We start from the raw sequence: 23,976 nt of genomic DNA on the forward strand, positions 1-23,976 counted from the left end.
GCGGGGCCCCCCCCCCCCGCCCGCGGGCCCCGCCCCCCCCGCGCCGCGCGCCGCGGGGGGGGGGGGCGGCATAGGCGATGCCGGCCAGGTTGGCGCCGCTCGCCGCCACCAGCACCACCCCGATCCAGAACGGGAAGTAGCCGGTCTGCGGCCCGTCCGCGGCCCAACCGGCGCCGAGACGCAGGCTGTCGAAGATCGCCGCCGCGCCGGCGGCCATGAAGCCGAGGGAGGCGACGACCTCCATCGTCCGCATGCGGATGCCGCGCGCGGCATCCGCGCCCGGCACCGTGATCGCCGGGGAGATCGCACCGGCCGCGGCACCGGCCGGCGCCTGCGGCGGGTGCCGCGGATCCTCTCCCGTCACGATCGGCATCAGCTCTGCCCGGCGAGGAAGCCGGCTTCCTCCATCAGTGCGCGGTGCCGCGCCTCCTCGCGCTCCAGCCAGGCGGCGAAGGCGTCGCCGGTCATGGTGGTCGTGTTGAAGGCGCCCTGCGTCATCAGCTCGCGCCACTCCGGCGTCTCCCGCACCTTGGCCAGCAGGTCGGCGTGGAAGGCGACCTGCGCCGGCGTGATGCCGGGCGCCCCCATGATGCCGCGCAGCATCAGGTATTCGACGTCGAGACCGCTTTCCGCCGCCGTCGGGATGTCGCGCCAGGCCATGGTCTCGGTCATCTTCTCGGTCCCCGACAGGCGCTGGCTGTCGAACACGCAGAGCGGGCGCAGCGCGCCGGCGCGCCAATGCGTCACCGCCTCGATCGGGTTGTTCACCGTGCTGTCGATGTGCCGGCCCACCAGCTGCACCGCCACCTCACCGCCGCCGCGGAACGGCACGTAGTTGAAGGACGCGCCGGTGGCGCGGGCGATGGCGGCGGTGATGATCTGGTCTTCCTGCTTCGATCCGGTGCCGCCCATGCGCAGCCGGCTCGCCTTCGCCGCGGCGATGTACTCGGCCACGCTGGTCCAGGGAGAGTCCGCATGCACCCACAGCACGAACTCATCGAGCGCCATCATCCGGATCGGCGTCAGGTCGCGCCAGCTGAAGGGCACGCCGGTGGCCATCGGCGTGGTGAAGAGGTTGGACAGCGTGATGATCAGCACATGCGGGTTGCGGCGAGCGCCCTTGGCCTCCAGGAAGCCCTCGGCGCCGGCGCCGCCCGCCTTGTTCACCACCACGATCGGCTGGCGCATCAGGTTGTGCTTGGAGACGATGCCCTGGATGGCGCGCGCCATCTGGTCCGCGCCGCCGCCGGTGCCGGCCGGCACGATGAGCTGCACGGGCCGCGTCGGCTCCCACCCCGCGGCCGAGGCGCTGCGCCCGCCGAGTGCTGCGGCGCTCAAGACACCGCCGAGGCCCAGCGCGAGGTTCCGGCGCGAGATCAGTTTCGACATTCCTGCGACTCCCTCCATCCGGCGCGCATGGCGCAAGGTTTCTTGTCTCCGCGGCTCGCCGGCCCCGGCCGGGGGCGACGGATGGGGCGGAAAGCACTGTAAATCAAAGAAAATCGTGTAAAGATCTGGCGCGCCCTTGCAGGATGCGGCGCGGCGCTGCCTCCTCCTGGCCGGCAAGGGGGAATGCGCATGGTCCTGTGGGTCCGCTACGCGCGCGACGGCGCGGAGGGCTTCGGCACGCTGGAGGGCGAGGCGATCCGCGTGCATGCGGGCGATCTCTTCGCCGGTGCGGCGCCGACCGGGGAGACCATCGCGCGCGCCGATGTCGCCTTGCTGCCGCCGGTGCGGCCGGGGCTCTTCATCGGCCTCTGGAACAACTACCGCGAGGCGGCGGCGAAGCAGAATCTCGCGCTGCCGGAGACGCCGCTCTATTTCCTGAAGTCGCCGCGCAGCGTGATCGGGCCCGAGGCGCCGATCCGCCCGCCGCCATCCTACACGGGCCGTGTCATCTACGAAGGCGAGCTTGGCTTGGTGATCGGGCGGCGCCTGCACGACGCCGACGAAGCCGAGGCTGCGGCGGCGATCTTCGGCCTGACCTGCGTGAACGACGTGACGGCGCTCGACCTGCTCAACGCCGACCCCTCCTTCGCGCAATGGGCGCGCGCGAAGGGTTGCGACAGCTTCGGCCCGATCGGACCGGCGATCGCCACCGGTCTCGACTGGGCCGCCTTGCGCGTGCGCGTGGCGCTGAACGGGCGCGTCCGCCAGGACTATGCGTGCAGCGACATGATCCTGCCGCCGGCGCGGATCGTCGCGCTGCTCTCGCGGGAGATGACGCTGGAAGCCGGGGACGTCGTCGCCTGCGGCACCAGCCTCGGCGCGCTGCCGATGCGGCCCGGCATGATCGTGGAGGTCGCGGTGGAGGGCATCGGCACCCTGCGCAACGCCTTCGCCCCCGAGGGGTAGGGCGGCAGAAAGACCGCCACGCGGCGGGATGGTTGAAACAAGTGTTCCTTCATCCCGTCTTTGGTTGACCGATCGTAAATGACGCGATCCAATCCGCTACCAGCCGCGCGCAAGCGCGTGCTGGCCTGCTGCGTTCGCGCCTCGGCTGCCGGCGACCGCAGGGGCATGACGTGCGGGGGGAAGTGCGATGTCGGGTGCCGTGAACCAGCCGCCGATCGTCGCCGGGCCGCTCGGCGCAAGGCTGGTGGAGGACGAGGGTCTCGTCGCCCTCGACCTGCTTGCCGGTGCCGCCGATCCCGATCCGGGCCATGCCGCCGCGCTGACGGTCACCCTGACCGGCCCGCTGCCCTCCGGCGTCTCGCTTGCGGCCGACGGCGTCTCCCTGCTGGTGGACACAACGGCGACGATCTTCCAGGTCCTGGCCGTCGGCGAGATCGTGACGGCGACGATCGGCTACACCATCGCCGATCCTGATGGCGCATCGGTTGCGCAGAGCATCGCCATCGACGTCACGGGCAGCAACGACGCGCCGGTGATCGCGGGCGGCGAGGGCGGCATGACGGCCGCCAACGCGCCGCTGAACGGCCGGCTGGTGCTGGACGACATCGATTCCGACGACGCGCCGGGCGACCTGACCATCCGCATCGTCTCCGGCCCGCCGGGCGGCACGCTCACCGTCGCGCCGGGCGGGGCCTACAGCTTCGATCCGGCGGGCGCCTTCGATCATCTCGATCCGGGCGAGACCGAGACCTTCACCGTGACGGTGCGCGCCGAGGATTCGCAGGGCGCGACCTCGGCGCCGCATGACGTCGCCATCACCGTGCTCGGCGTCGCGAAGCCGGAGGGACCCTTCGCGACGAGCGGCCCGGTGGACGAGCTGATGGCCGCCGTCCTGGCGCTCGATTCGTACAACCGCGGCTACGACACCGGGCTGCTGAACATGGAGGGGGTCGGCGCGCGGATCGGCGCCTTCACGCTGACCGGCGATTCGACCACGGTCTTCACCGGGCTGCGAGCCTCCGATGCGCAGTTCGGCGGCTTCTACGCCGCGACCTACGAGGGCGGCGGCGAACGCATCATCGCCTATCGCGGCACGGATGGCGGCTACGACGCCGTCACCGGCTGGTCTGGCGGGATGGGCATCCCCTCGCTCGGCACCAAGGTGCTGCTCGATCTCGTGGTCGAGAAGATCGGCGAGACGCTCGGCGAGAAGATCTCCGAGCTGTTCGGCGATCTCTCCGCCACCGTGGCCAACGCCGCCTTCGTGGATCTCGGCCTGCTGCTGGCGACGCTCGGCGCGCCACGCGCGGAGGACGTGAAGACCATCGTCGATGCCGCGATCGAGGAGTGGTTCGGCGTCGAATACCTGGCTGCCCGCCTGCTCGAGGAACTCATCAAGTCGGAGCAGCCGATCTCCGCCCTGATCTTCACCGAGCTGCTGATCGACGCGCTGGGCAGCGAGGTGGATCTCGGCCCCTTCGAGGACGAGATCCGCAAGGGCATCGAGACCGCGCTCGAGGCCGACCCCGTCAAGGCGGTGTTCTCCGCCGTGGACGCGCAGGCGGGCGCGCTGATCCTGGATGCCGTCACGCCGATCCTCGATCCCCTGCTCGCGCCCGTGCGCACCGACCTGAAGGCGGCGGCCGGCCAGGCGATCGACGCCGTCTTCGCGGCCGGCACCGATCCCGGCGTGGAGATGCTGCGCGCCGAGGTGCTGGACGCGCTCGATCCGTCCGGCGTGCTGGGTGCCGTGGCCGATGCGGTGGCCGCGCCAGGCGAGGCGACCGACAGCGTCGCCGGCCTTATCTCGGACATGGTCTATGGGATGCTCAAGGGCACGCCCTTCGACCGCGAATTCTCGCAGATGGCGCTGGCCCAGGAATACTGGCGCACCGAGGGCGGCGGCGCCGCGGTCACCGGCCATTCGCTCGGCGGCGGGCTCGCCGGCTTCGTCGGGGTGCTGGAAGGCACCTACGCGCTCGGCTTCGACCACATGCCGTTCGGCCTGGCGGCCGCGAATGCGAAAGGCATCGAGACCGCGGTGGACTTCGTCGAGGCCCTGCTCGGCTTCGCGGACTTCACGCCGGCCGTCACCGCCATCCTGACCGAGCTCGAGCTCGACGCCTTCCATGGCCAGGCGATCGATGGCGAGATCCTGGCGCAGGTGCGCAACGGAACCGTCGCGACCGGCGCGGCGGTGCTGACCGGCCTCGCCACCACGGCCGCGCTCTGGGCCGGCTACACCAGCGTCGCGAACGTCACCTACGCCTTCTACAACGAGGCCTTCAACCAGGCGATCTGGACGCCGGCCATCGAAGGCCAGCTGGACAACACGGATTACGACGCCTTCGCGGGTACGCGCGATCCGGTGAACCTGCACAGCATGGCGTACCTCATCCTGCTGAAGTTCGCCGAGGCCAACGACCACACCGCCTGGCAGACGCTCGGGAACGCGTTCTACGACGCCTTCTTCAACGCGGATGTCGCGAAGGCGGCCGGCGCCGCGCTCAGCCAGCACATGCCGGGCGCGGGCGGCGAGGCGAAGCTGATGCAGCACGCGATCGCCTATTCGGTGATCGATACGGGCGGGCTGGTCTTCGGCAATACCGGCGCGCCCGCCCTGTTCGACGACCTCGATGAATTCGCGGCGCTCAAGGAAGCCGGGCGCCTGCCGGAAGTTCTGCGCGGCCGCGAGACGGAGATGGTCGAGGCGGTGGTGCAGTTCGCCGCCCAGATGGCGCTGCAGAAGACCGACTACCGGAGCCACCAGGGCGCCGGCGTGATCGGGCCCGAGAAGGGGATTCTGCTGCTGGTGGACGGCAGCGGCCGGCCCGCCGATGCGGCCAGTGCCGACATCCTGGAACTCGACCTGTCCGAGACGCTCTGGCGCCTGAGCGGCCCGACCGGAAGCGCCGGCCCGCCCGACGTTGCCGTCCACGGCCTGGATGCGCTGCTCGACAGTTTCCTGAGCGCCACCGGGCCGGGCGGCGGGCTGCAGGCGGCGCTGCTGCATCTATACGGCTCCGACGCGACCGGCACGATCGACAAATGGGGCTTCTCCCTGGTGCCGGGGCCACTCGACCTGACGCTGCCGCAGCGCACGACGGACACCGGCGAATACGATCCGCAGCATGCGCGGCTCTTCGTGGCGACGGAGGGCGCCGACACGATCCGCGGCACCTTCGAGAACGACGTGATCCTGGGCGGGTCCGGCGACGACCAGCTGCATGGCGGGCTCGGCGCGGACATCCTGATCGGCGGACCCGGCAGCGACGTGATCGTGGATGCCATCACCCAGCCCGCCGACGGACAGTCCGGGCCGCATCTGCGCGACGACATCCATATCGGCAACGGCCAGGATGCCGGCACGGGGCTGTTCGGGCTTTTCGGCCTGATCGACTGGCTGACCACCGGGCGCGACACCGACACGGTGAAGTACACGCTCGCGCCGGATCCCGGCAGGCCGGACCAGTTCGTCGGCACCGGCCTGGATGTGCTGACGCTGCGCAGGACGGAGCTCGGCGGGCTCGAAGGCGTCGAGATCGTGCTGGAGCCGCAGGGCGGCGGCGACGGACCCTCCGCCGACATCCTGCTCGGCGTGGACCGCGTGCATCTCTCCGAGAAGCGCGACACGCTGGAACTGGATGCGGAGGCGCTGAAGGCCGCGATCTGGCTGGACATGGCCGACCCGGCAGGTCCGGACTACGGCAAGGCCGACTTCGACAGGCTCAGCTATGCCGGCGTCGGCACCGGCGTGGTGCTGGTGAACGGCGCGACGCAGGCGGCGACGCCGAACGGCCCCCTGCAGGGCGGCATCGAATCCATCGGATTGCTGCTCAGCCTGCTGCTGGAGGTGCCGCCATCGGCGCAGGCGGTGCTGGGCGGTCTGACCGCCAACGATCCGCTGCGCGTGACGGGGGCGGAGGACATCACCCTCACGCCGCAGGACGACGTGGTCTGGCACGCCGATCTCTCGACGGCCGGCGGCTTCGTCACGGGCTGGCCGAGCGATGGCGACTACCAGCGCTACGGGGAGCTCAAGATGGGCGCGGGCGACGACATCGCCTTCGTCAGCAACCCCGCCTACATCTTCGCCGGAGAGACGGTCGGCAACGAGGATGGCGAGCCGCTGCCCCTCGGCACCACCGCGACCGCCGGCGAGGATCTGCGCCTGGTGGTCAAGGGCGAGGCTGGCGAGGACCGCCTGATCGTCATCGGCGGCACCGGCGCGATCGTCTCGGGCGGCGAGGGGAAGGACTTCCTCTTCAACTCCTCCTTCAAGGGGCAGCTCTATGGCGGCAATTTCGACGGGCTGACCGCATCGGGCACGCCGGATGGCGAGACCGATGTGTTCTGGTTCCATCCCGGCACCTTCATCATGGATGCGGGGCCGGAGGACATCCTGCAGATGTACGGCGTGCCGCTGACCGGCGGCACGAACTCGCTCTTCGGGTTCGAATCCTACTCCAGCTCGATCGCGCGCGACTTCCTCCTGCCCTTCGTCTGGTATGGCGCGACCACCAGCGGCCAGCTGATCGTCTATTCCGAACTGCACGCGATCTTCGCGCCGCCGGAAGCGGAGGGGCCGCTGCGCGGCGGCATGATCGTCGAGAACTACACCTTCGGGGAAATCACCAACGAGGTCCTGGGCCTTCCCGAACGCGGCGACCTGAACCTCTCGTTCCGCATCATCGGCGATGGCGGGCAGGAGATCAGCGTCTTCCGCTCCGTCCTCGGGCAGCTCGTCTTCTATGCCAACCAGATCCTGGCCTTCGCCAAGCTGCTGGACTGGGAGACGGCGGATGATCCGCTGGTCCTGGACCTGGACGGCGACGGCATCGAGACCACCGACCTGAAGCAGGGCGGCGTCCACTTCGACATGGATGCGGACGGCTTCGCCGAGCGCCTCGGCTGGGTCGGCGGCGACGACGGCTTCCTGGTGCGCGATCTGGACGGCAACGGCCGGATCGAGAACAGCAGCGAGCTGTTCGGCGCGCCGGGCGTGCCGGGCTTCGCGGTGCTGCGCGATCTCGATCTCAACCTGGATGGCGTGATCGACGCGGCGGATCCGGGCTTCGCCACGCTGCAGGTCTGGCGCGACATCGACCAGGACGGCGTCACCGACGCCGGCGAGCTGTTCTCGCTCGCTGCGCTCGATATCGTCTCGCTCGGCGCCGTCGGCACCGCGCTGGATGTCGAGACGCCGAGCGGCAACCTGCTGCGCGAACGCGCCGGCTTCACGCGCGGGGACGGCAGCACGGGCAACGTCTTCGAGGCGATCTTCGACGCCGACCCGATCGACACGCGCTACCTGGGCGAGACGGCGCTCGCGCCCTGGGTCGAGACGGATGCGACGGGCGCCGCGACGATCGATTCGCGCGGCTACGGCAAGATGGCCGACCTGGCCGTCCACCGCTCCAACGACCTGCGGGTGGATGCCGCCGTCAAGGCCGCCGCGGCGGCGATGACCGAGCCCGACCTGCTGGCCCTGCGCGAAGCGGCGCGGCCGGTGCTGGGAAGCTGGGCGGCCTCGCTCGACCAGACGCGGGAGCTGACGCCGGTGCTGCTGCGTCCGGACGCGGGCGGCACGCAGGTGGCGGATCACGCGATCTATGTCGAGGACGGCGCGGGCGGCCACTGGGTGCTGGCAAGCGGCAAGCCGGTGCTGGCGACGGACGGCGGCGTCGTGGCACGCGCGCAGCTTGCCGACATCCTGGCGATGCCGCCGACCGAAGGCGAGGCCTGGCGGCTCGAGGAGATGTTCTCGCCCTCGACGCGCGCGGCGCCGGTCACGCAGCGCGAGGCCTACCACTACCTGGCGCGCGTGGCGGACGGCCGCACCGAGGTGCTGGATGTCGCGATCCGGTCCGATGCCGGCCACTGGACCCTGCTGAGCGGGGCGCCCGTTCTGGACCAGGCCGGCGCCGCCATCGCGGCCCCGACGCTCGAGCAGCTGCTGGCCGCGGCGCGGCCCGAGGGCGCCGAATGGCGCAGCGAGGCGCTGGGCCACGACGCCTTCACCGGCCTGCCCTTCGACCGCATGGCCGTCTATCTCGTGGATGGGATCGTCACCGAATACAGCGTGTATGTGGAGGACGAGCTCGGCGGCTTCCACGTCTGGTCCACAAACCTCGACCGTGCGCTGGAACTGCAGCACGCGCAGGGCCGCCCCGCCACCTTCGGCCTGCGCAACTACGCGATCGACCTCGACACGCTCGATGAAGCCGACAGCGCGGAGGACAGCGCCTACCGCGCCGAGGTGCTGACGATCGACGAGTTCCGCTATGCCAGCGAACTCTATGGGGTCGAATTCCGGCCGGAGCTGCTCTACGCGCCGCGCGACCCAGCGACCGGCATGCTGGTCTACACAGCCGGCGGGCTCGGCCAGGATGGCGCTCCGCCGCCTGGGGATGGCGCATATGCCAGCGTGGTGGAGCCCGCCCTGGGCCTGCTCGGCGACCTGATCCCGCAATACATCCACATGAGCCGCGCTGTCGCGATCCGGCTCGCCGCGCAGGGCGGGCTGGAGCAGTTCTTCTCCGGCCTCGCCTATGACGTGGCAGCCGATGTGTTCACGCCGAGCGCCGGACGCGAACTGGTGCCGATGTTCCAGGCCATCCTCGCGGCGGCGCCCGACGGCGAGGCGGAGACGCTGGACTACCTGACCGGCTGGAACGAGATCCTGCAGGTCCTCTATCCGGACTATCGGCCGGTGGCCGAAGAGCGGCTGACGGAGGAGTTCCTCTTCCAGATGCTGGTCGCCGCGCATGAGACGGTGCCGAGCGATGTCGGGATCGTCCAACTCGCCGAGCGGCTCGGCGTGACGGAGGAACGCATCCTCCTGCACCACCCCGCGGACCCGGTCTTCGACGGCACGGATGGCGACGACATCCTCTACGTCACCGGCGGCGACCAGCTCATCCGCGGCGGGTACGGCAGCGACACCTATGTCCTCGGAGCCGGCTTCGGCAACGACACGATTCAGGACCTCGAGGAACCGCTGCGGCCGCGCAGCCCCGACTATCTCCGCTTCGCGCATGTGACGTCCGAGGAGGTTTACGCGTTCAGGCGCGGACACGACCTGGTCATCCAGGTGCTCGGCACCGACGACGTCGTGACGGTCCGCGACCAGTTCGACGGCAAGTTCATCGGCCTGTTCGGCAACGACTTCTCGCCGGACACCGAGATGGTGACGATAAGCTTCGCGGACGGCGTGGTGTGGGACGCGATCGACATCGCGATGGCGACCAACCATCCGCTCGACACCGACGACGTGGTGATGGGCACCAACGCCATCGACATCCTGCAAGGCGGGCGCGGCAACGACATCATGCGCGGCGGCCGCGACTCCGATGCGTATATCTACGGTATCGGCGATGGCGTGGACCGGATCGAGGACGGCAACGACCAGATCCTGGTGGAGCACTACGACATCGTGCATTTCGGTCCGGGCATCACCAGCGGCAAGCTGCTGATCGAACGCCTCGGCCGGTCTGACGACGTCACCTTCCGCCTGCTCGACGACGACGGCAACGCCACCGGCGACGCGCTGACCGTCACCAACCAGTTCAAGAGCATCAACACCTGGGTCCTGGGCGTCCAGTGGCTCGACCGGATCGAGCGCTTCGCCTTTGCCGACGGTTCCTTCATGGACGAAGGGGCGGTGATGCGCCGCGCCGTGCAGGATGCGCGCACGGACGGCGCGGATGCGATCTTCGGCTTCCACAACGAGGACGTTCTGGATGGCGGGCCCGGCGAGGACTACCTCTCCGGCGGCGATCTTGACGACCTCTACGTGTTCGGCCGCGGCCATGGCGACGACGTGGTGGAGGACAACCTCGAGGACTTCCTCTCGTCCAGCTACGATGCGGTCGTCTTCACCCCCGACGTCGCCCCGGGCGATCTCGACCTTCTGCGCGACGGAAAGTCCCTGACGGTCGCGCTGCGCATCCGCGACACCGGCGAGACGCTGACGCTGCGCAACCAGTTCGAGCTGACCTCGACCGTGCTGTTCGGCGACTACTATTTCGACAACGCTGACGAGATCCGATTCGCCGACGGCACCGTCTGGGACATGGACGCGCTCGGGCGCATGTTCATCGAGCAGGCCGCGACCGATGGCGACGACACGGTCTGGGGCTTCCACAAGCAGGACACGATCTTCGGCGGGCGCGGCAACGACCGCCTGGAAGGCGGCGTCTATGGCGACACCTATCTGTGGTCGCCCGGCGATGGCGACGACACGATCCACGACGCCAGCGACCATCCGCTGCTCTCCGCGGGCTACGACCGCCTCGAGCTGGACGGCGTGGACTTCCTCGACGTCGTCTTCGGCCGCGACGGCGAGGATCTGATCCTCACCCTGAAGTCCAGCGGCGAGCGCATCGTGCTGGAGGGGCAGTACAACCGCCTCGGCGGCCAGGAGAACGCCATAGAGCTGATCGTCTTCGCGGATCAGGAGGTGCCCTACACCGATCTCAACCCGGAAGACATCGATCTGGTCGGCACGCCGGGCGCCGACACGCTGCTCGGCACCCACTTCCCGGAGACGATCGACGGACGCGGCGGCGACGACCTGCTGATCGGTTCCAGCGACGGCGACACCTACCTGTTCGATGTCGGCTACGGCGCCGATGTCATCCTGGACCGCGTCGAGGTCGGTGCCTGGGTCGGCGTGGACACGGTCCTGTTCGGCGACGACATCGGCCTCGGGAACGCGGTCTTTTCGAAGGATGGCCTCGATCTCGTCGTCAGCGTGGCGGATCGGCCCGACACCTTGCGCATTCTCGGCCAGTTCGGGCCGATCCATATGGGGGTCGAGCGCTTCGTCTTCGCCGACGGCACGAGCTGGGACATCACCGATGTCGAGGAGCTGCTGGCGATCAGCGGCGGCGGCCGCGGCGACGACGTCATCGCCGGACTGCCCGATCGGGAGAACGTGCTCGATGGGCGGCAGGGCGATGACCGCCTGATCGGGGGCGCGCTGTCCGACACCTACGCCTTCGACGCCGGCTACGGCCTGGACACGATCTTCGAATGGCAGGACGCGGACGCCGCGCCTGGCGCGACCGACACGGTCGTCTTCGGTGGCCTCGTGACGCCGGATGCCCTTACGGCCCGACGCCAGGGCGACGACCTCGTGCTCACGCTCTTCGCCGGGGGCGATGCGCTGCGCATCGAGGACGGGCTCGCGGGGCGCGGGATCGAACGCCTTCTCTTCGCGGACGGCACGGTCTGGACGGATGACACGATCCGGCTGGAGCTGTTGCGCGCCACGGATGGCGATGACGAGCTGATCGGTTTCGACGACAGCGCCGATACCCTGGATGGTGGCCGCGGCTCGGACGCGCTGCAGGGCGGACAGGGCGACGATGTCTATGTCTTCGCGATCGGCCATGGCGCCGATGCGATCCTTGAAGCCGGTGGCGAGGACCGGGTGCATTTCGGGGATCGCATCACGGCCGGGCTGCTCGAGCTGCATGCGGATGGCGACACGCTCGTCATCCGCTTCGCGGGCTTCGGCGACTCGCTCGCGATCCGGGACGCGCTCGGCCAGGGCGACGCCGCGCGACGCGTCGAGTTCTTCGACTTCGCGGACGGCACGACCGCGACCTTCGAGGACATGCGCGAGGTGCTGCTCGCGCAGCGCGTCACCTCAGGTGACGACGTCGTCATGGGCTTCGCGGATCGTGCCGACCGGCTGACCGGCGGCGGCGGCTTCGACCTGCTGGTCGGCCTGGGCGGGAACGACATCTACGAGTTCCGCGCCGGGGACGGCTTCGACATCATCGAGGACCGCGGTTCCTCCAATGGCGATCGGCTGCTGGTGCTGGACTACGCTTCGACCGACGCGATGGTCCGGCGGGTGCATCCGCAGCGCGCGGACGTGCTGCTGGCATTCCGCGACACGGACGATCGCCTCCTCATCCGCGACGGGCTCGCACTGGGCGCCGCTTCCGCCATCGAGAGCATCGCCTTCGCCGATGGCGTGACCTGGGCCATCGCCGACCTGCGCCTCGCCATCCTCGACGCGGCGGCCACCGGGGCGGACGACCTGATCGTCGGGTTCAGCGGCGCCGATACGATCGAGGGAGGCCGTGGGGACGACGAGAGCGATGGCGCTGCGGGAGGCGACACCTACCTGTTCACGCGCGGCGACGGCCGCGACATCCTGAACGACAGCGGGCCCGATGCCGGCGTGGATGTACTCCGCCTTCGCGGCTACACGCCCGATGACGTGCTCATCACGAGGCCCAGCGCCGCCCGCAACGACCTGCTGCTCGCCTTCGTGGGCACCGATGACGAGATCCTGCTGCGCCACCAGTACGACAGCGGCGCCGGCCGCGGCGTGGAGCGCGTCGAGTTCGGCGACGGCACCGTCTGGACGCGCAGCTTCCTGGTGGAGAATCTGAGTGCTGCCGGCGGGGATGGGTCGGATACCATCCTCGGCAGTCCCGGCCCGGAACGGATCGTCGGCGGTGCAGGCGATGACCTGCTCTCGGGTGGCGATGGCGGCGACACCTATGTCTTCCGGCGCGGCGATGGCGTGGATCGCATCCGCGACGGGGGCTTCGGCGACACCGATGCCGTTCTCTTCGAGGGCTTCGCGCCCGATGACCTGATGCTGGACCGCGTGCCCGGCTATCCGGCCGATCTGCGCATCCGCTTCGCCGACGCGCCGGACGAACTCTGGATCGCGAACACGCTCGGCGGCGATGTGCAGGACCAGATCGAGGAATACCGCTTCGCCGATGGCACGGCCTGGACCGCCGCCGATCTGCGCGCCCGTCTGCTCGCCGCAGCCGCCTCGCCGGGCGACGATGTCATTACGGGCTTTGCCTCGGCGGAGACCCTGGCCGGCCAGGGCGGCAGCGACACCCTCTCGGGTGGGGGCGGCGCCGATACCTATGTGTTCGCTGCGGGCGATGGCGAGGATCTGATCGACGACAACGGGCGCTCCTCCGGCGATGCGCTGCGCATCCTGGGGTATGATCCGTCCGAGGTGATCGTCGGGCGCTCCGTTCTCGATGATGGCGCGCTGGAACTGCGCTTCCGGCGCGGCGAGGACCGCATCACGCTGCTGGGCACGCTCGATGCCGATCCCCTCGACCAGGTCGAGGCGATCCTGTTCGAGGACGGCACGGTGTGGACGGCCGCAGAGGCGCGGGCGCGATTGCTGCTGCAGGAAAGCGCCGGGGCGTCGGAACTGATCGCCGGATCGCCCGGCGCCGATACGATCGCCGGCGGGCCCGGCGACGACACGACGAGCGGTGGTGGCGGCGCGGACACCTATGTGTTCGCCCGCGGCGACGGCCGCGATGTTGTCGATGACAACGGCTCCTCCGCCGGCGATGCGGTCCTGATCCAAGGCTATGCGCCGGACGAGGTGTTCGTCGGGCGCTCGGCGCTGGACGATGGCGCGGTCGAGCTGCGCTTCGCGGGTACCGAGGATCGCCTCACGCTGCTCGGCATGCTCGATGGCGCCAGTGCCGACCTGATCGAGCAAGTCCGCCTGGAGGATGGCGGCGTCCTGACGCCGGGCGATCTGCGCGCCCGCATCCTGGCGCAGGAGAGCGGCGACGCCGACGACCTGCTCCGTGGCTTCGCCTTCGCGGAGACACTCCGGGGCGGGGCAGGGGATGACACGCTGGCGGGCGGCGCCGGTGGCGACACATACGTCTTCCTGCGCGGCGATGGCGAGGACCTGATCGCCGATGGCTGGCCTTCGGCCGGCGACGCGTTGCGCCTGGAGGGCTACACCCCTGGCGAGGTGCTGCTCGGGCGTTCGCCTGTCGGCGAGGGCGGCCTGGAGCTGCGCTTCGTCGGCACGCAGGACCGCATCACGCTGCCGGGGCTGCTGGATGGCGACGCGCAGACCCTGCTGGAGGAGATCCGCTTCGCCGAGGGCACCGTATGGACGCCTGCGCTGCTGCGCGGCGCGATCCTTGCGCAGGAGGCCGGCCCGGGCGACGACCTCGTCATCGCCTTCCCCTTCGCCGACACGCTGGCGGGTGGCGCCGGCGCAGACACCCTCGCCGGCGGCCGGGGAGCCGACCTCTACGTCTTCTCGCGCGGCGACGGCCAGGACCTGCTGGATGACGATGGCAGCTCGGCTGGCGATGCGCTGCTGATCCGCGGCTATGCGCCGGAGGAGGTGCTCGTCTTCCACACGGTGCTCGACGGCACGGCGCTGGAGTTGCGCTTCCTCGGCACCGACGATCGGATCACCCTGCTCGGCACGGGGCTCGGCGGTTCTGCCGACCGCATCGAGGAGATCCGCTTCGAGGGCGGCGTGGTCTGGACCGCGGCCGAGGCTGCGGCGCTGGCGGCAGCCGCGCCGGTTCGGCGCGATGGCACGTCCGCGCCGGAAGCGGTGGCCAACGCCCCCGGTAGCCAGGTGTTGGCGGGCGGGGATGGCAACGACACCTATGCCTGGGCGCGCGGCGACGGCGATGACATCGTCGACGACACCGGCACCTTCGACGGGGCGGCCGACGCGCTGTCGCTGGCGGGAATCCTTCCGCGCGAGGTCGGCGTTGCGCGCATCGGCAACGATGTGGTCCTGGTGATCGCGTCCTCGGCGCCGGGCGCCGCGGGCGGGGGGCGCGGGGGGCGGCGCGGGGGCGTGGGCGCGGATTTCGAGCGCGGCGTCGAGGCCGTGCGCTTCGCCGATGGCAGCGCCTGGTCCCGCGCCGATCTGCGGGCTGCATGGCTGGCGACGCAGCCGAGCGGGGGCGCGGACAGCATCACCGGTTTCGCGGCTGCCGAAACCCTGGATGGCGGACAGGGCAACGACACCCTGGCCGGGGGGGACGGGAACGACGTCTATCTCTGGTCGCGCGGTGCCGGCGACGACGCGATCCTCGAGGCCAACACCTTCGGCGGCAGCGCGGACGAGCTGCGCGTGCTCGGCGTGCAGCCCTCGGACGTCACGGTGCTGCGTCTCGGCAACGACATCATCCTGCGGATTGCACCTTCGGCGCCGGGCGCCGAGGACGGCGGACGCGTGGTGCTGCGCGAGAGCTTCGACAGCTACTTCGAGCGCGGCGTCGAGCGCGTGGTCTTCGCCGATGGCACTGTCCGGACGCAGGCGGAGCTCCGCGCCCTGTGGCTTGCGGGCCAGCCGGGCGCGGGCGCCGACAGCATCGCGGGATCGGCCCATGCCGACACGCTGGCAGGCGGTGCCGGAAACGACTCCGTCGCTGGCGGCGACGGCAACGATGTCTATCTGTGGACGAGAGGCGATGGCGACGACGCCATCCTGGAGCCGAGTGCCTTCGGTGGCGCCGGCGACGAACTCCGCCTCATGGATGTCGAGCCCTTCCAGGTCATCATCGGACGCTGGGCCAGCGACGTGGTGCTCGACATCGCGCCTTCGGCACCGGACGCCGGCGATGGCGGGCGCATCGTCCTGCGCGAGAGCTTCGACAACTATTTCGAGCGCGGCATCGAGCGTGTGCTTCTCGCCGATGGCACGGCCTGGTCGAAGGAAGACCTGCGCGCACTGTGGCTTGGCGGTCAGGCCACCGGGGGCGCGGACAGCCTTGTCGGTTCGGCCGCGGCCGACACGCTGGCGGGCGGCGGCGGCAACGACACGCTGGCGGGCGGGGACGGCAACGACGTCTATGTCTGGCGTCGCGGCGATGGCGAGGATGTCGTCGCCGACCCGAGCGGCTTCGGCGGCGCCGCCGATGAGCTGCGCTTGCCCGATCTGCTGCCCGGTGACGTCGCGCTCCGGCGCTGGAACAACGATGTGCTGCTCGTCGTCGCGCCGGCGGGTGCCGATCCGGGCGGGCGCATCCTTCTGCGCGAGAGCGCCGATAGCTTCTTCGAGCGGGGGGTGGAGCGGATCGTCTTCGCCGATGGCGAGACATGGACCCAGGCGACGCTGCGGACGCGACTGCTATCGGATGCGGCAACAGTCGGGGAGGAGACGATCCTTGGCTTCGCCGGCGCCGACAGCCTGGAGGGCGGGCCCGGCGCCGATCTGCTGGCCGGTGGCGGCGGCAACGACACCTATGGCTGGTCGCGCGGCGATGGAGACGACGTCATCCGCGAGACCGGCGATGGGGCAGGCGCGGCCGATGTGCTGCGCTTGCGGGGCATCGAGCCGGGCGATGTCACGCTGCGCGACCATGGCGATGGCGACCTTATGCTCGTCATCGCCGAGACGTCGCCGGGTGCGGGCGATGGCGGTCGTCTGCTGGTCGAAGCGGCGCTCGACTTCGTCGCTGACCGCGGCATCGAGGCGATCGCATTCGATGACGGGACCGTCTGGAGCCAGCCGCAATTCGCGGTCCTGACGCTGGCCGGGCAGGCGACGGATGGCGGCGATCTCGTTCGTGGCAGCGCGCTGGACGACCGGCTGCAGGGCCTGGCCGGCAACGACGTCCTGCGCGGCGGGGCCGGGAATGACACCTATGTGTTCGCGCGTGGCGACGGCCGCGACCTGATCGAGGATGACGGCGACAGCGATGCCGACGTGATCGAGATCCTCGGCTATGCGGCGGCAGACCTGATCTTCCGGCGCGGCGGGGTGGGATCGGACGATCTCGTCATCCGCTTTGCCGGTGGCGGCGATTCCATCACCGTCGTGAACGGGCTGGCGGAAGCCGCGCAGGATCGCATCGAGCATCTGCGGCTTCCCGATGCCGGTGACGTCATCGCCTATGCGGACATCCTTGGCCGGCTGCTGATCGACGCCGCGACGGCGGGGGCCGATCTGGTGCTGGGCACGGCGGCGAACGAGCGCCTGGCCGGGGGGGCTGGCCCGGACCTGCTGGATGGCGGCGAGGGCGACGACATCGCGCTGTATCGTCGGGGCGACGGCGACGACCGGATCGAGGATGGCGGTGGCGGCGCGGGCGACGCTGTGGAGCTGCTCGACTATCTCAGCAGCGACGTCGTCTCCCTGCATCGCAGCCCGCCCGATGGGACGGACCTGATCCTCACCTTCAGCCAGGCCGGAGACCGGCTTGTGCTGGCGCAGGCGCTCGGCACGGACGCGACGGGCATCGAGGTGCTCCGCTTCGCCGATGGCGAGAGCTGGGGGCGCGCGGAGATGCGCGTGCGTGCCCTGGAAGCCGCAAGCACGCCGGGCGATGACCGCATCTGGGGCTTCGAGGGTCCCGATACCATGTCGGGTGGAGGCGGCGACGACGAACTGCGCGGTGGCGAGGGCGGCGATCTCTACCGCTTCATGCGCGGCGAAGGGCGCGTCGTCATCGAGGATGATGGCGGAGGCGGCACGGACCGGCTGGAGATCGGCGGCTACACCGCCGCCGAAGCGGCGGTCTCACGCTTCTACAAGGGCGATGACGGGATCGTGCTGGATTTCGCCGGCGGCAGCGGCGACCGGGTCGTGATTCTCAATACGCTCGCGGACACGCCCGACCGCATCGAGGAGATCGTCTTCGCCGACGGCACGGTCTGGACCATGGCCGAGGTCCATTCGCTGCTGGACAATTCGCGTCCCGTCGCGCGGGCGGATGGCATCTTCGCCGCGGTGCTGGGCGAGCCGCTTGTCATCCGCGCGGCGCAGCTGCTCTCGAACGACTTCGATGCGGATGGCGATGCTCTCGCCATCGTCGCGCTGTCCAGCGCCGAAGCCGGCAGCGTCGTGCTGGATGGCGCGGGCGACGTGGTTTTCACCGCACCATCCGACAGCGCCGAACCACTCGCCCGGTTCGACTACACGGCCTCGGACGGCAAGGGCGGTCTCGCGACGGCGACCGTCCAGCTCCGCCTGCGGCCGCCCGCCTTCGCACGCGATGATTCCGGCTTCGTCGTGGAGGAGGACGGCTTCCTCTCTCTGCACGTCGGGCAGCTTCTGGCCAACGACCAGGATGGCGACATCCTGGTGGTGGCCCAGGTGCTCGATGCCGTGCATGGCGTCGTCTCGCTGGCCAGCACCGGTGACATCGTCTTCACGCCGGATGCCGATTACGTGGGGCCGGCGAGCTTCCGCTACGTCGCGAACACGCCGCAGGGCGGGCGCGCCGAAGCCGTCGTCAGCCTTCAGGTGACCCCGGTGAACGATGCGCCGGCGGCGGGCGACGATGGCGGCCTCGTGCTGCTGGAGGGCGGGACGCTCGATATCCCGCTGGCGCGGCTGCTCGCGAACGACCGTGACGTGGATGGCGATGCGCTGCGCGTCGTCTCCGTCTCGGGCGGCGGACCGCTGTCGGCCTCGCTGGATGCGCAGGGCGGCTTCGTCACGGTCACGCCGGCCGCGTTCTTCTTCGGACCGGCGAGCTTCACCTATGCGGTCGCGGATAGTGCGGGCCTGCAGGATGTCGCGACCGTGTCGCTGCAGGTGCTTCCGGTCAATGATCCGCCCGAGCCGCAGGCGGACACCTTCGTCACCAACGAGGACACGCCGCTCTTCCTCGCTTCGGACCAGTTGCTGGCGAACGACATCGAGCGTGACGGCGACCAGTTGCGGATCGCGCGAGTCTTCGCGCCGGAGGGTGGGCGCGTCGCCCTGTTCGAGAACGGCACCATCCTGTTCGAGCCCGGGCAGGACTACTACGGCCTCGCCGGCTTCCGCTACGAGGTGGATGACGGCGAGGGCGGCCAAGCCAGCGCGCGGGTCTTCGTGCAGGTCAGCCCGGTCAACGACGCTCCGACCGCCGATGACGACAGCTACACCGCCGTGGACGGCGCGCCGCTGCGTGGCACGGAGGATGTGCCGCTGCTGATCGACCCGGCCTACCTGCTGGCCAATGACGGGGACCGCGACAGCCTGTCCGTGCGCCTCGCGACCGTCTCCAGCCCGCGGCATGGCGAGGTCCGGCTTCGGGACGACGGGCAGATCCTGTTCACGCCGGATCGGGACCACTGGGGCGAAGCCAGCTTCCGGTACGTCGTCACAGATCCCGAAGGCGCGGTGGACGACGCCCTGGTCACCTTGTGGTTCGACCCGGTGGCCGACGCGCCGCCTGTCGCCGGCGACGACACGATCACGATCTTCGAGGATGTCGAGACGCTGATCCCGGCGGCGGTGCTGCTGGCGAATGACAGCGATGTGGACCTGGATCCGCTCCGCATCCTCGGCACGCAGTTCGGCGGCACGGTGACGGCCACGGGCGACATCCTGTTCCGGCCCGCACCCGACTTCAACGGCACGACGCTGTTCCGCTACACCGTCACCGACGATGCGGACGGCACGGACAGCGCGACCGTGACCGTCACGGTCGTGCCGGTCAACGATGCGCCCCGCGCGACGAACGACGTGGCGACCACCAGCCTCGATGCGCCGCTGGTCCTGCGCATCGCCGACCTGCTGGCCAATGACACGGATGTCGATGTCGCGCCGGATCGCTACGCCGAGGTGCTGCGCTTCGTCTCGGCGCAGGCGCCGAGCAGCGGCACCCTCTCGATCCACGGCGATGAGTTCGTGGTGCTGGAGCAGCCGGCAGGCTTCTCGGGTCCGCTCGCCTTCACCTACACCATCGCCGACGATGCGGGCGCGACGGATGAGGGCCGCGTGGATGCGATCGTCGGTGCGGAGCGCGCCGACACGATCCGGGGCAGTGCGATCCGGGACCTGCTGATCGGCACGGCGCTCGGCGAGGCATTGGATGGCGGCGACGGCAACGACGAGCTGTTCGGCCGCGCCGGCGACGACACCTTGCGTGGCGGGGATGGCGCCGACCGCCTCGATGGCGGCGATGGCTTCGACCTGGTGACCTTTGCCGGCTCGAACATCGGCGTGCGCGCCGATCTTCAGGCGCGGCTTGGACAGGGCGGTCACGCCCAGGGCGATCTCTACGACGATGTCGAGGCGCTGGAGGGGACGGGCTTCGCCGACGAACTGCAGGGCAACGCAGGGGACAACCTGCTGATCGGGCAGGCCGGCGGCGATCTCCTGGAGGGCCGGGACGGCGCGGATACGCTGCGCGGTGACGCGGGCGCAGACACGCTCGTCGGCGGCGCGGGCGCCGATCTGCTGCAGGGCGGCGACGGCGCGGGCGATGCCGCGTCCTATGCGCTTTCCATCGCGCCGGTGGCCATCTCGCTGCTTGCCGGGACGGCGGCGGGCGGCGACGCCGCGGGCGACACGCTGCAGGGCGTGGAGAACCTCGTCGGCAGCGATGGCGCCGACCGTCTGGAAGGCGACGGCGCGGCGAACCTGCTGCAGGGCGGACGCGGCGACGACACGCTCCGCGGCCTGGACGGCGACGACGTGCTGGCCGGCGGCCGCGGTGCCGACTCGCTCGAGGGCGGTGACGGCGTGGACGTCGCCGACTATTCGCGCTCGGAAGCGGGCGTGCGCATCGACATGTCGGGACGCACCGCGGGCGGCGGCGACGCCGAGGGCGACAGCTTCGCGTCCATCGAGATCGTGCAGGGCTCGCTGCACGACGACGTGATCCTCGGCGATGACGGCGACAACATCCTGCGCGGCGGCGCAGGCGCGGACACGCTCGCCGGCGGCGGCGGGTGGGACACGGCGGACTACGCCACATCCGGCACGGCCATCGCGGTGGATCTCGAGGCCGGAATGGGCACCGCCGGCGATGCGGCCGGCGACATCCTCACGGGATTCGCCGCCGTCATCGGCTCGGTGCATGCGGACACGATCCGCGGCGATGCGGGCGCAAATGCGCTGGATGGCGGCTTTGGCGCCGATAGCCTGGCGGGCGGGGCAGGCTCGGACAGCTATCTGTTCGGCTTCGACAGCGGCGCCGATACGGTCGTCGAAGGCGGGGATGCCAACGAGCTCGACCGGGTGGTGATGGCCGCGGGCGCCCGCCCGGCGGATCTCGGCCTCAGCCGCATCGGCGACGACCTGCTGTTCGAGCTCGAGCATGACGACGGGTTGCTGATCGACTCGCTGCTGGTCGCCGGGCATTTCCTCGGCGCCGCGCAGGGCGTCGAGCAGGTCGTGTTTGCCGACGGCACGATCTGGGACACCGGCGAGATCGAATACCGGTCCGGCGGCGTGCGCTTCAATGCCGTTGACGACGTGATTCGCTTCGCCGACGAGGATCTTCCCTACCTCATCGCCGCGGCGCGCCTGCTGGAGAACGACAGCGAGACGCCGGAGGCGCTGGTGATCGCGTCGGTCGGCGACGGCATCGGCGGCATGGCGGTGCTGCAGCCCGACGGATCGGTGCTGTTCGTCGGTGCCCCGGACTTCAACGGCGACGCCTTCTTCGACTACACGGCGACCGATGGCCGCGGGCGCCTCTCGACCGCAAGGGTGGAGGTCGCCGTGCGGCCGGCCAACGATGCGCCGACGGCCGCGGATGACGGCGTCTTCGTCGGGCAGGAGGATACGCCGCTCTTCATCCCGCTCGCCGCGCTGCTGGCCAATGACGGCGATGTGGACGGCGATCCGCTGCGCATTGTCGCATTCGGCCCGCTGCTGGATGCGCAGGGCGCGCCGCTCTACCCGAGCCTGTTCGAGACCGGCTCGAACGGCGCGGCCCGGCTCGTTGAAGGTGGCGTGCTGTTCACGCCGGAGGAGGATCACTACGGCTTTGCCGGATTCCGCTACACCGTCGCGGATCCATCGGGCGAAACCGCCACCGCCGAGGTGCTGCTCGACGTCATCGGCGTGAACGATGCGCCGCGCACGGTGGAGGACGAGTTCACCACGCGCATGGACCAGCCGATCGCCATTCCCGTGGCCGAACTGCTGGGCAACGACCGCGACGTGGAGGGCGACCCGATCCGCTTCGTTCTGGCGCGGAACCCGTCGCGTGGCAGTTTCGTGGTGACGGGCGACGCGATCCTCTTCTCGCCGGAGACCGGCTTCGTGGGCGAGGCGGGCTTCCTCTACGTCGCAGCCGACGATCGCGGTGCGGAGGCAGCCGGCGAGGTGGTCGTGCATGTCCGCCCGCTGAACGATCCGCCGGTGGCTCGCGACGATGCGGGGTTCAGGACGAACGAGGAGACGGTCCTCCTCATCGATCCGCGCGACCTGCTTGCGAACGACCTGGACCCGGACGGCGACCGGCTGGCGCTGCTGCGGCTGGACCCGTTCCCCGAGAACGGCTCGGTCGCCCTTGCAGCGGATGGCCGCATCGCCTTCCAACCGCGGGAGAACTACAACGGCCCGGCAAGCTTCACCTATGTGGTCGGCGATGGCCGGGGCGGCGAGGACAGCGCGACGGTCCATGTCGAGATCCGGCCGGCGAACACGCCGCCGGTCGTTGCCGACGATGTCGTTGCCGGCGTCGAGGACCGCACCCTGCGCGTCGCCGCTTTCGAGGCCTTCGCGAATGACGGCGATGCCGAAGGCGACGTGCTGTACTTCAACGCCTTCGAGCTGATGGGTGTTCTGGTCGCCGACTTCACCACGCGCACCTCCATCGGCCAAAGTCTGGCGGCGCAGGTCTTCGAGGTCGCGGCCGATGCGGAGGCCGTCCTCGGGATGGCCGATGGCTCGGATCTGCCGGGCTGGCTGGCCTTCGATCCTGCGACCTGGACGCTGCAGGGCACGCCGCCGGTCGCCTTCGAAGGCATGCTTGCCCTGCGGCTGACGGCGACGGCGGCGGATGCCGCGAGCGGCGCGATCACCGTCGCGCGTCGCGAGATCCTGCTCGACATCCCGCCGGGCGGCGCACCCATCCTGCGCGCCTTCACCCCGGCCGACCTGCTGCCCGGTGCGTCGGCCACGCCCGAGGCCAGCATGGCGAATGGCGATGCCTTGCCCGACTGGCTCGTCTTCGATCCGGCGACGCGGACCGTCGCAGGCACGCCGCCGCAGGTCTATGTCGGGCGGCTCGACCTGCGGGCGGACGTCGTCACGGTCGATCCGGTCACCGGCGAGAGCACGCGCGTTTCGCACAGCTTCGAGTTCGTGGTGGACCCGGTGATCGCGCTGCAGAACGGCGCGCTCGACACTGCCTATCGCGGGCGCCCGCCGGTCGATGTCGCGGTGCCGGGGCTGACCACGGCGCCCGATGCCGGCTTCAGCGCGAACACGGCCGATGGCTGGCCGCTTCCGACCTGGCTCAGGTTCGACGCCGCGGCAGGCCGCTTCGTCGGCACGCCGCCGGACGGCGCCTATATCGGCGATCTGGACCTTGTCGTCACGGCCCGATGGACCGATCCGGCAAGTGGCGCGATCCAGACGCAGCGCGTGCCGGTCTCGATCCCGGTGGATCCGCGGATCGAGTTCGGCGGCGATCTATCGGCCGGTTTCGCGCTGTCTCTCGTCGGCGACGACATCGAGGTGACGGCGCCGCTCGACTTCACCGGCTCCATCGCGCTGCGCTACCGCGCCGAGGACATGAAGGGGACGCCGAGCGAGCATTGGGCGGTCGTCGTGCTCAACGTCCTTCCCGAACGGGAAGTGCCGACTCCCGCGGATGACGATGCTGCCACGGCCGAGGACGTGCCGTTGGTGCTGGAGATCGCCGCGCTTCTCGCGAACGACGTCGACAAGGATGGCGACCCGCTGCGCCTGGTCGCCGTGCATGACGCCGAGGCGGGCAGGGTGGAACTGGCGGGCCGTGCGGCGGCGCTTGACCTTCCGGCGGCGGCATCCGCCGGTCTCGATCCTGCCGGCCTCGGCTTCGCCGCGCCGCGCGCCGCTGGCGCGCCGCAGCCGGCCGGGCGGGCCCTCGCCCCCGCCCCCCGGCGGGACCCGGGCGGTCCCCCGAGGCC

3 protein-coding genes and 1 pseudogene are annotated in these 23,976 nt (G+C 70.5%); 2 read left to right on the forward strand and 2 right to left on the reverse strand.

Annotated features, from left to right (window positions below; all coding sequences use genetic code 11):
- Positions 1-373, reverse strand: a pseudogene (locus tag AC1MIR_RS02575) (hypothetical protein); the annotation flags it as partial.
- On the reverse strand, positions 373-1,389 hold the full coding sequence (locus AC1MIR_RS02580) for a Bug family tripartite tricarboxylate transporter substrate binding protein (RefSeq protein WP_480026623.1): 1,017 nt from the start codon (positions 1,387-1,389) through the stop codon (positions 373-375). The gene AC1MIR_RS02580 and the pseudogene AC1MIR_RS02575, both read right to left, overlap by 1 nt.
- A 189-nt stretch (positions 1,390-1,578) precedes the next feature.
- Here AC1MIR_RS02580 and AC1MIR_RS02585 point away from each other — a divergent pair, with 189 nt between their 5' ends.
- Positions 1,579-2,355, forward strand: coding sequence for a fumarylacetoacetate hydrolase family protein (locus tag AC1MIR_RS02585; RefSeq protein WP_480026624.1), 777 nt, complete (start codon positions 1,579-1,581; stop codon positions 2,353-2,355).
- Positions 2,356-2,542: 187 nt separating this feature from the next.
- Positions 2,543-23,976, forward strand: a 21,434-nt coding sequence (locus tag AC1MIR_RS02590) for a tandem-95 repeat protein (RefSeq protein ID WP_480026625.1), incomplete at its 3' end; no start/stop codon positions are given.

The sequence above is a fragment of the Falsiroseomonas sp. RANM36 genome (assembly GCF_056682175.1).

Excerpts from the sequence above, each read along its gene's own strand:
- AC1MIR_RS02580 (WP_480026623.1), bottom strand. The coding sequence starts at position 1,389 with ATGTCGAAACTGATCTCGCGCCGGAACCTCGCGCTGGGCCTCGGCGGT.
- AC1MIR_RS02585 (WP_480026624.1), top strand. The coding sequence starts at position 1,579 with ATGGTCCTGTGGGTCCGCTACGCGCGCGACGGCGCGGAGGGCTTCGGC.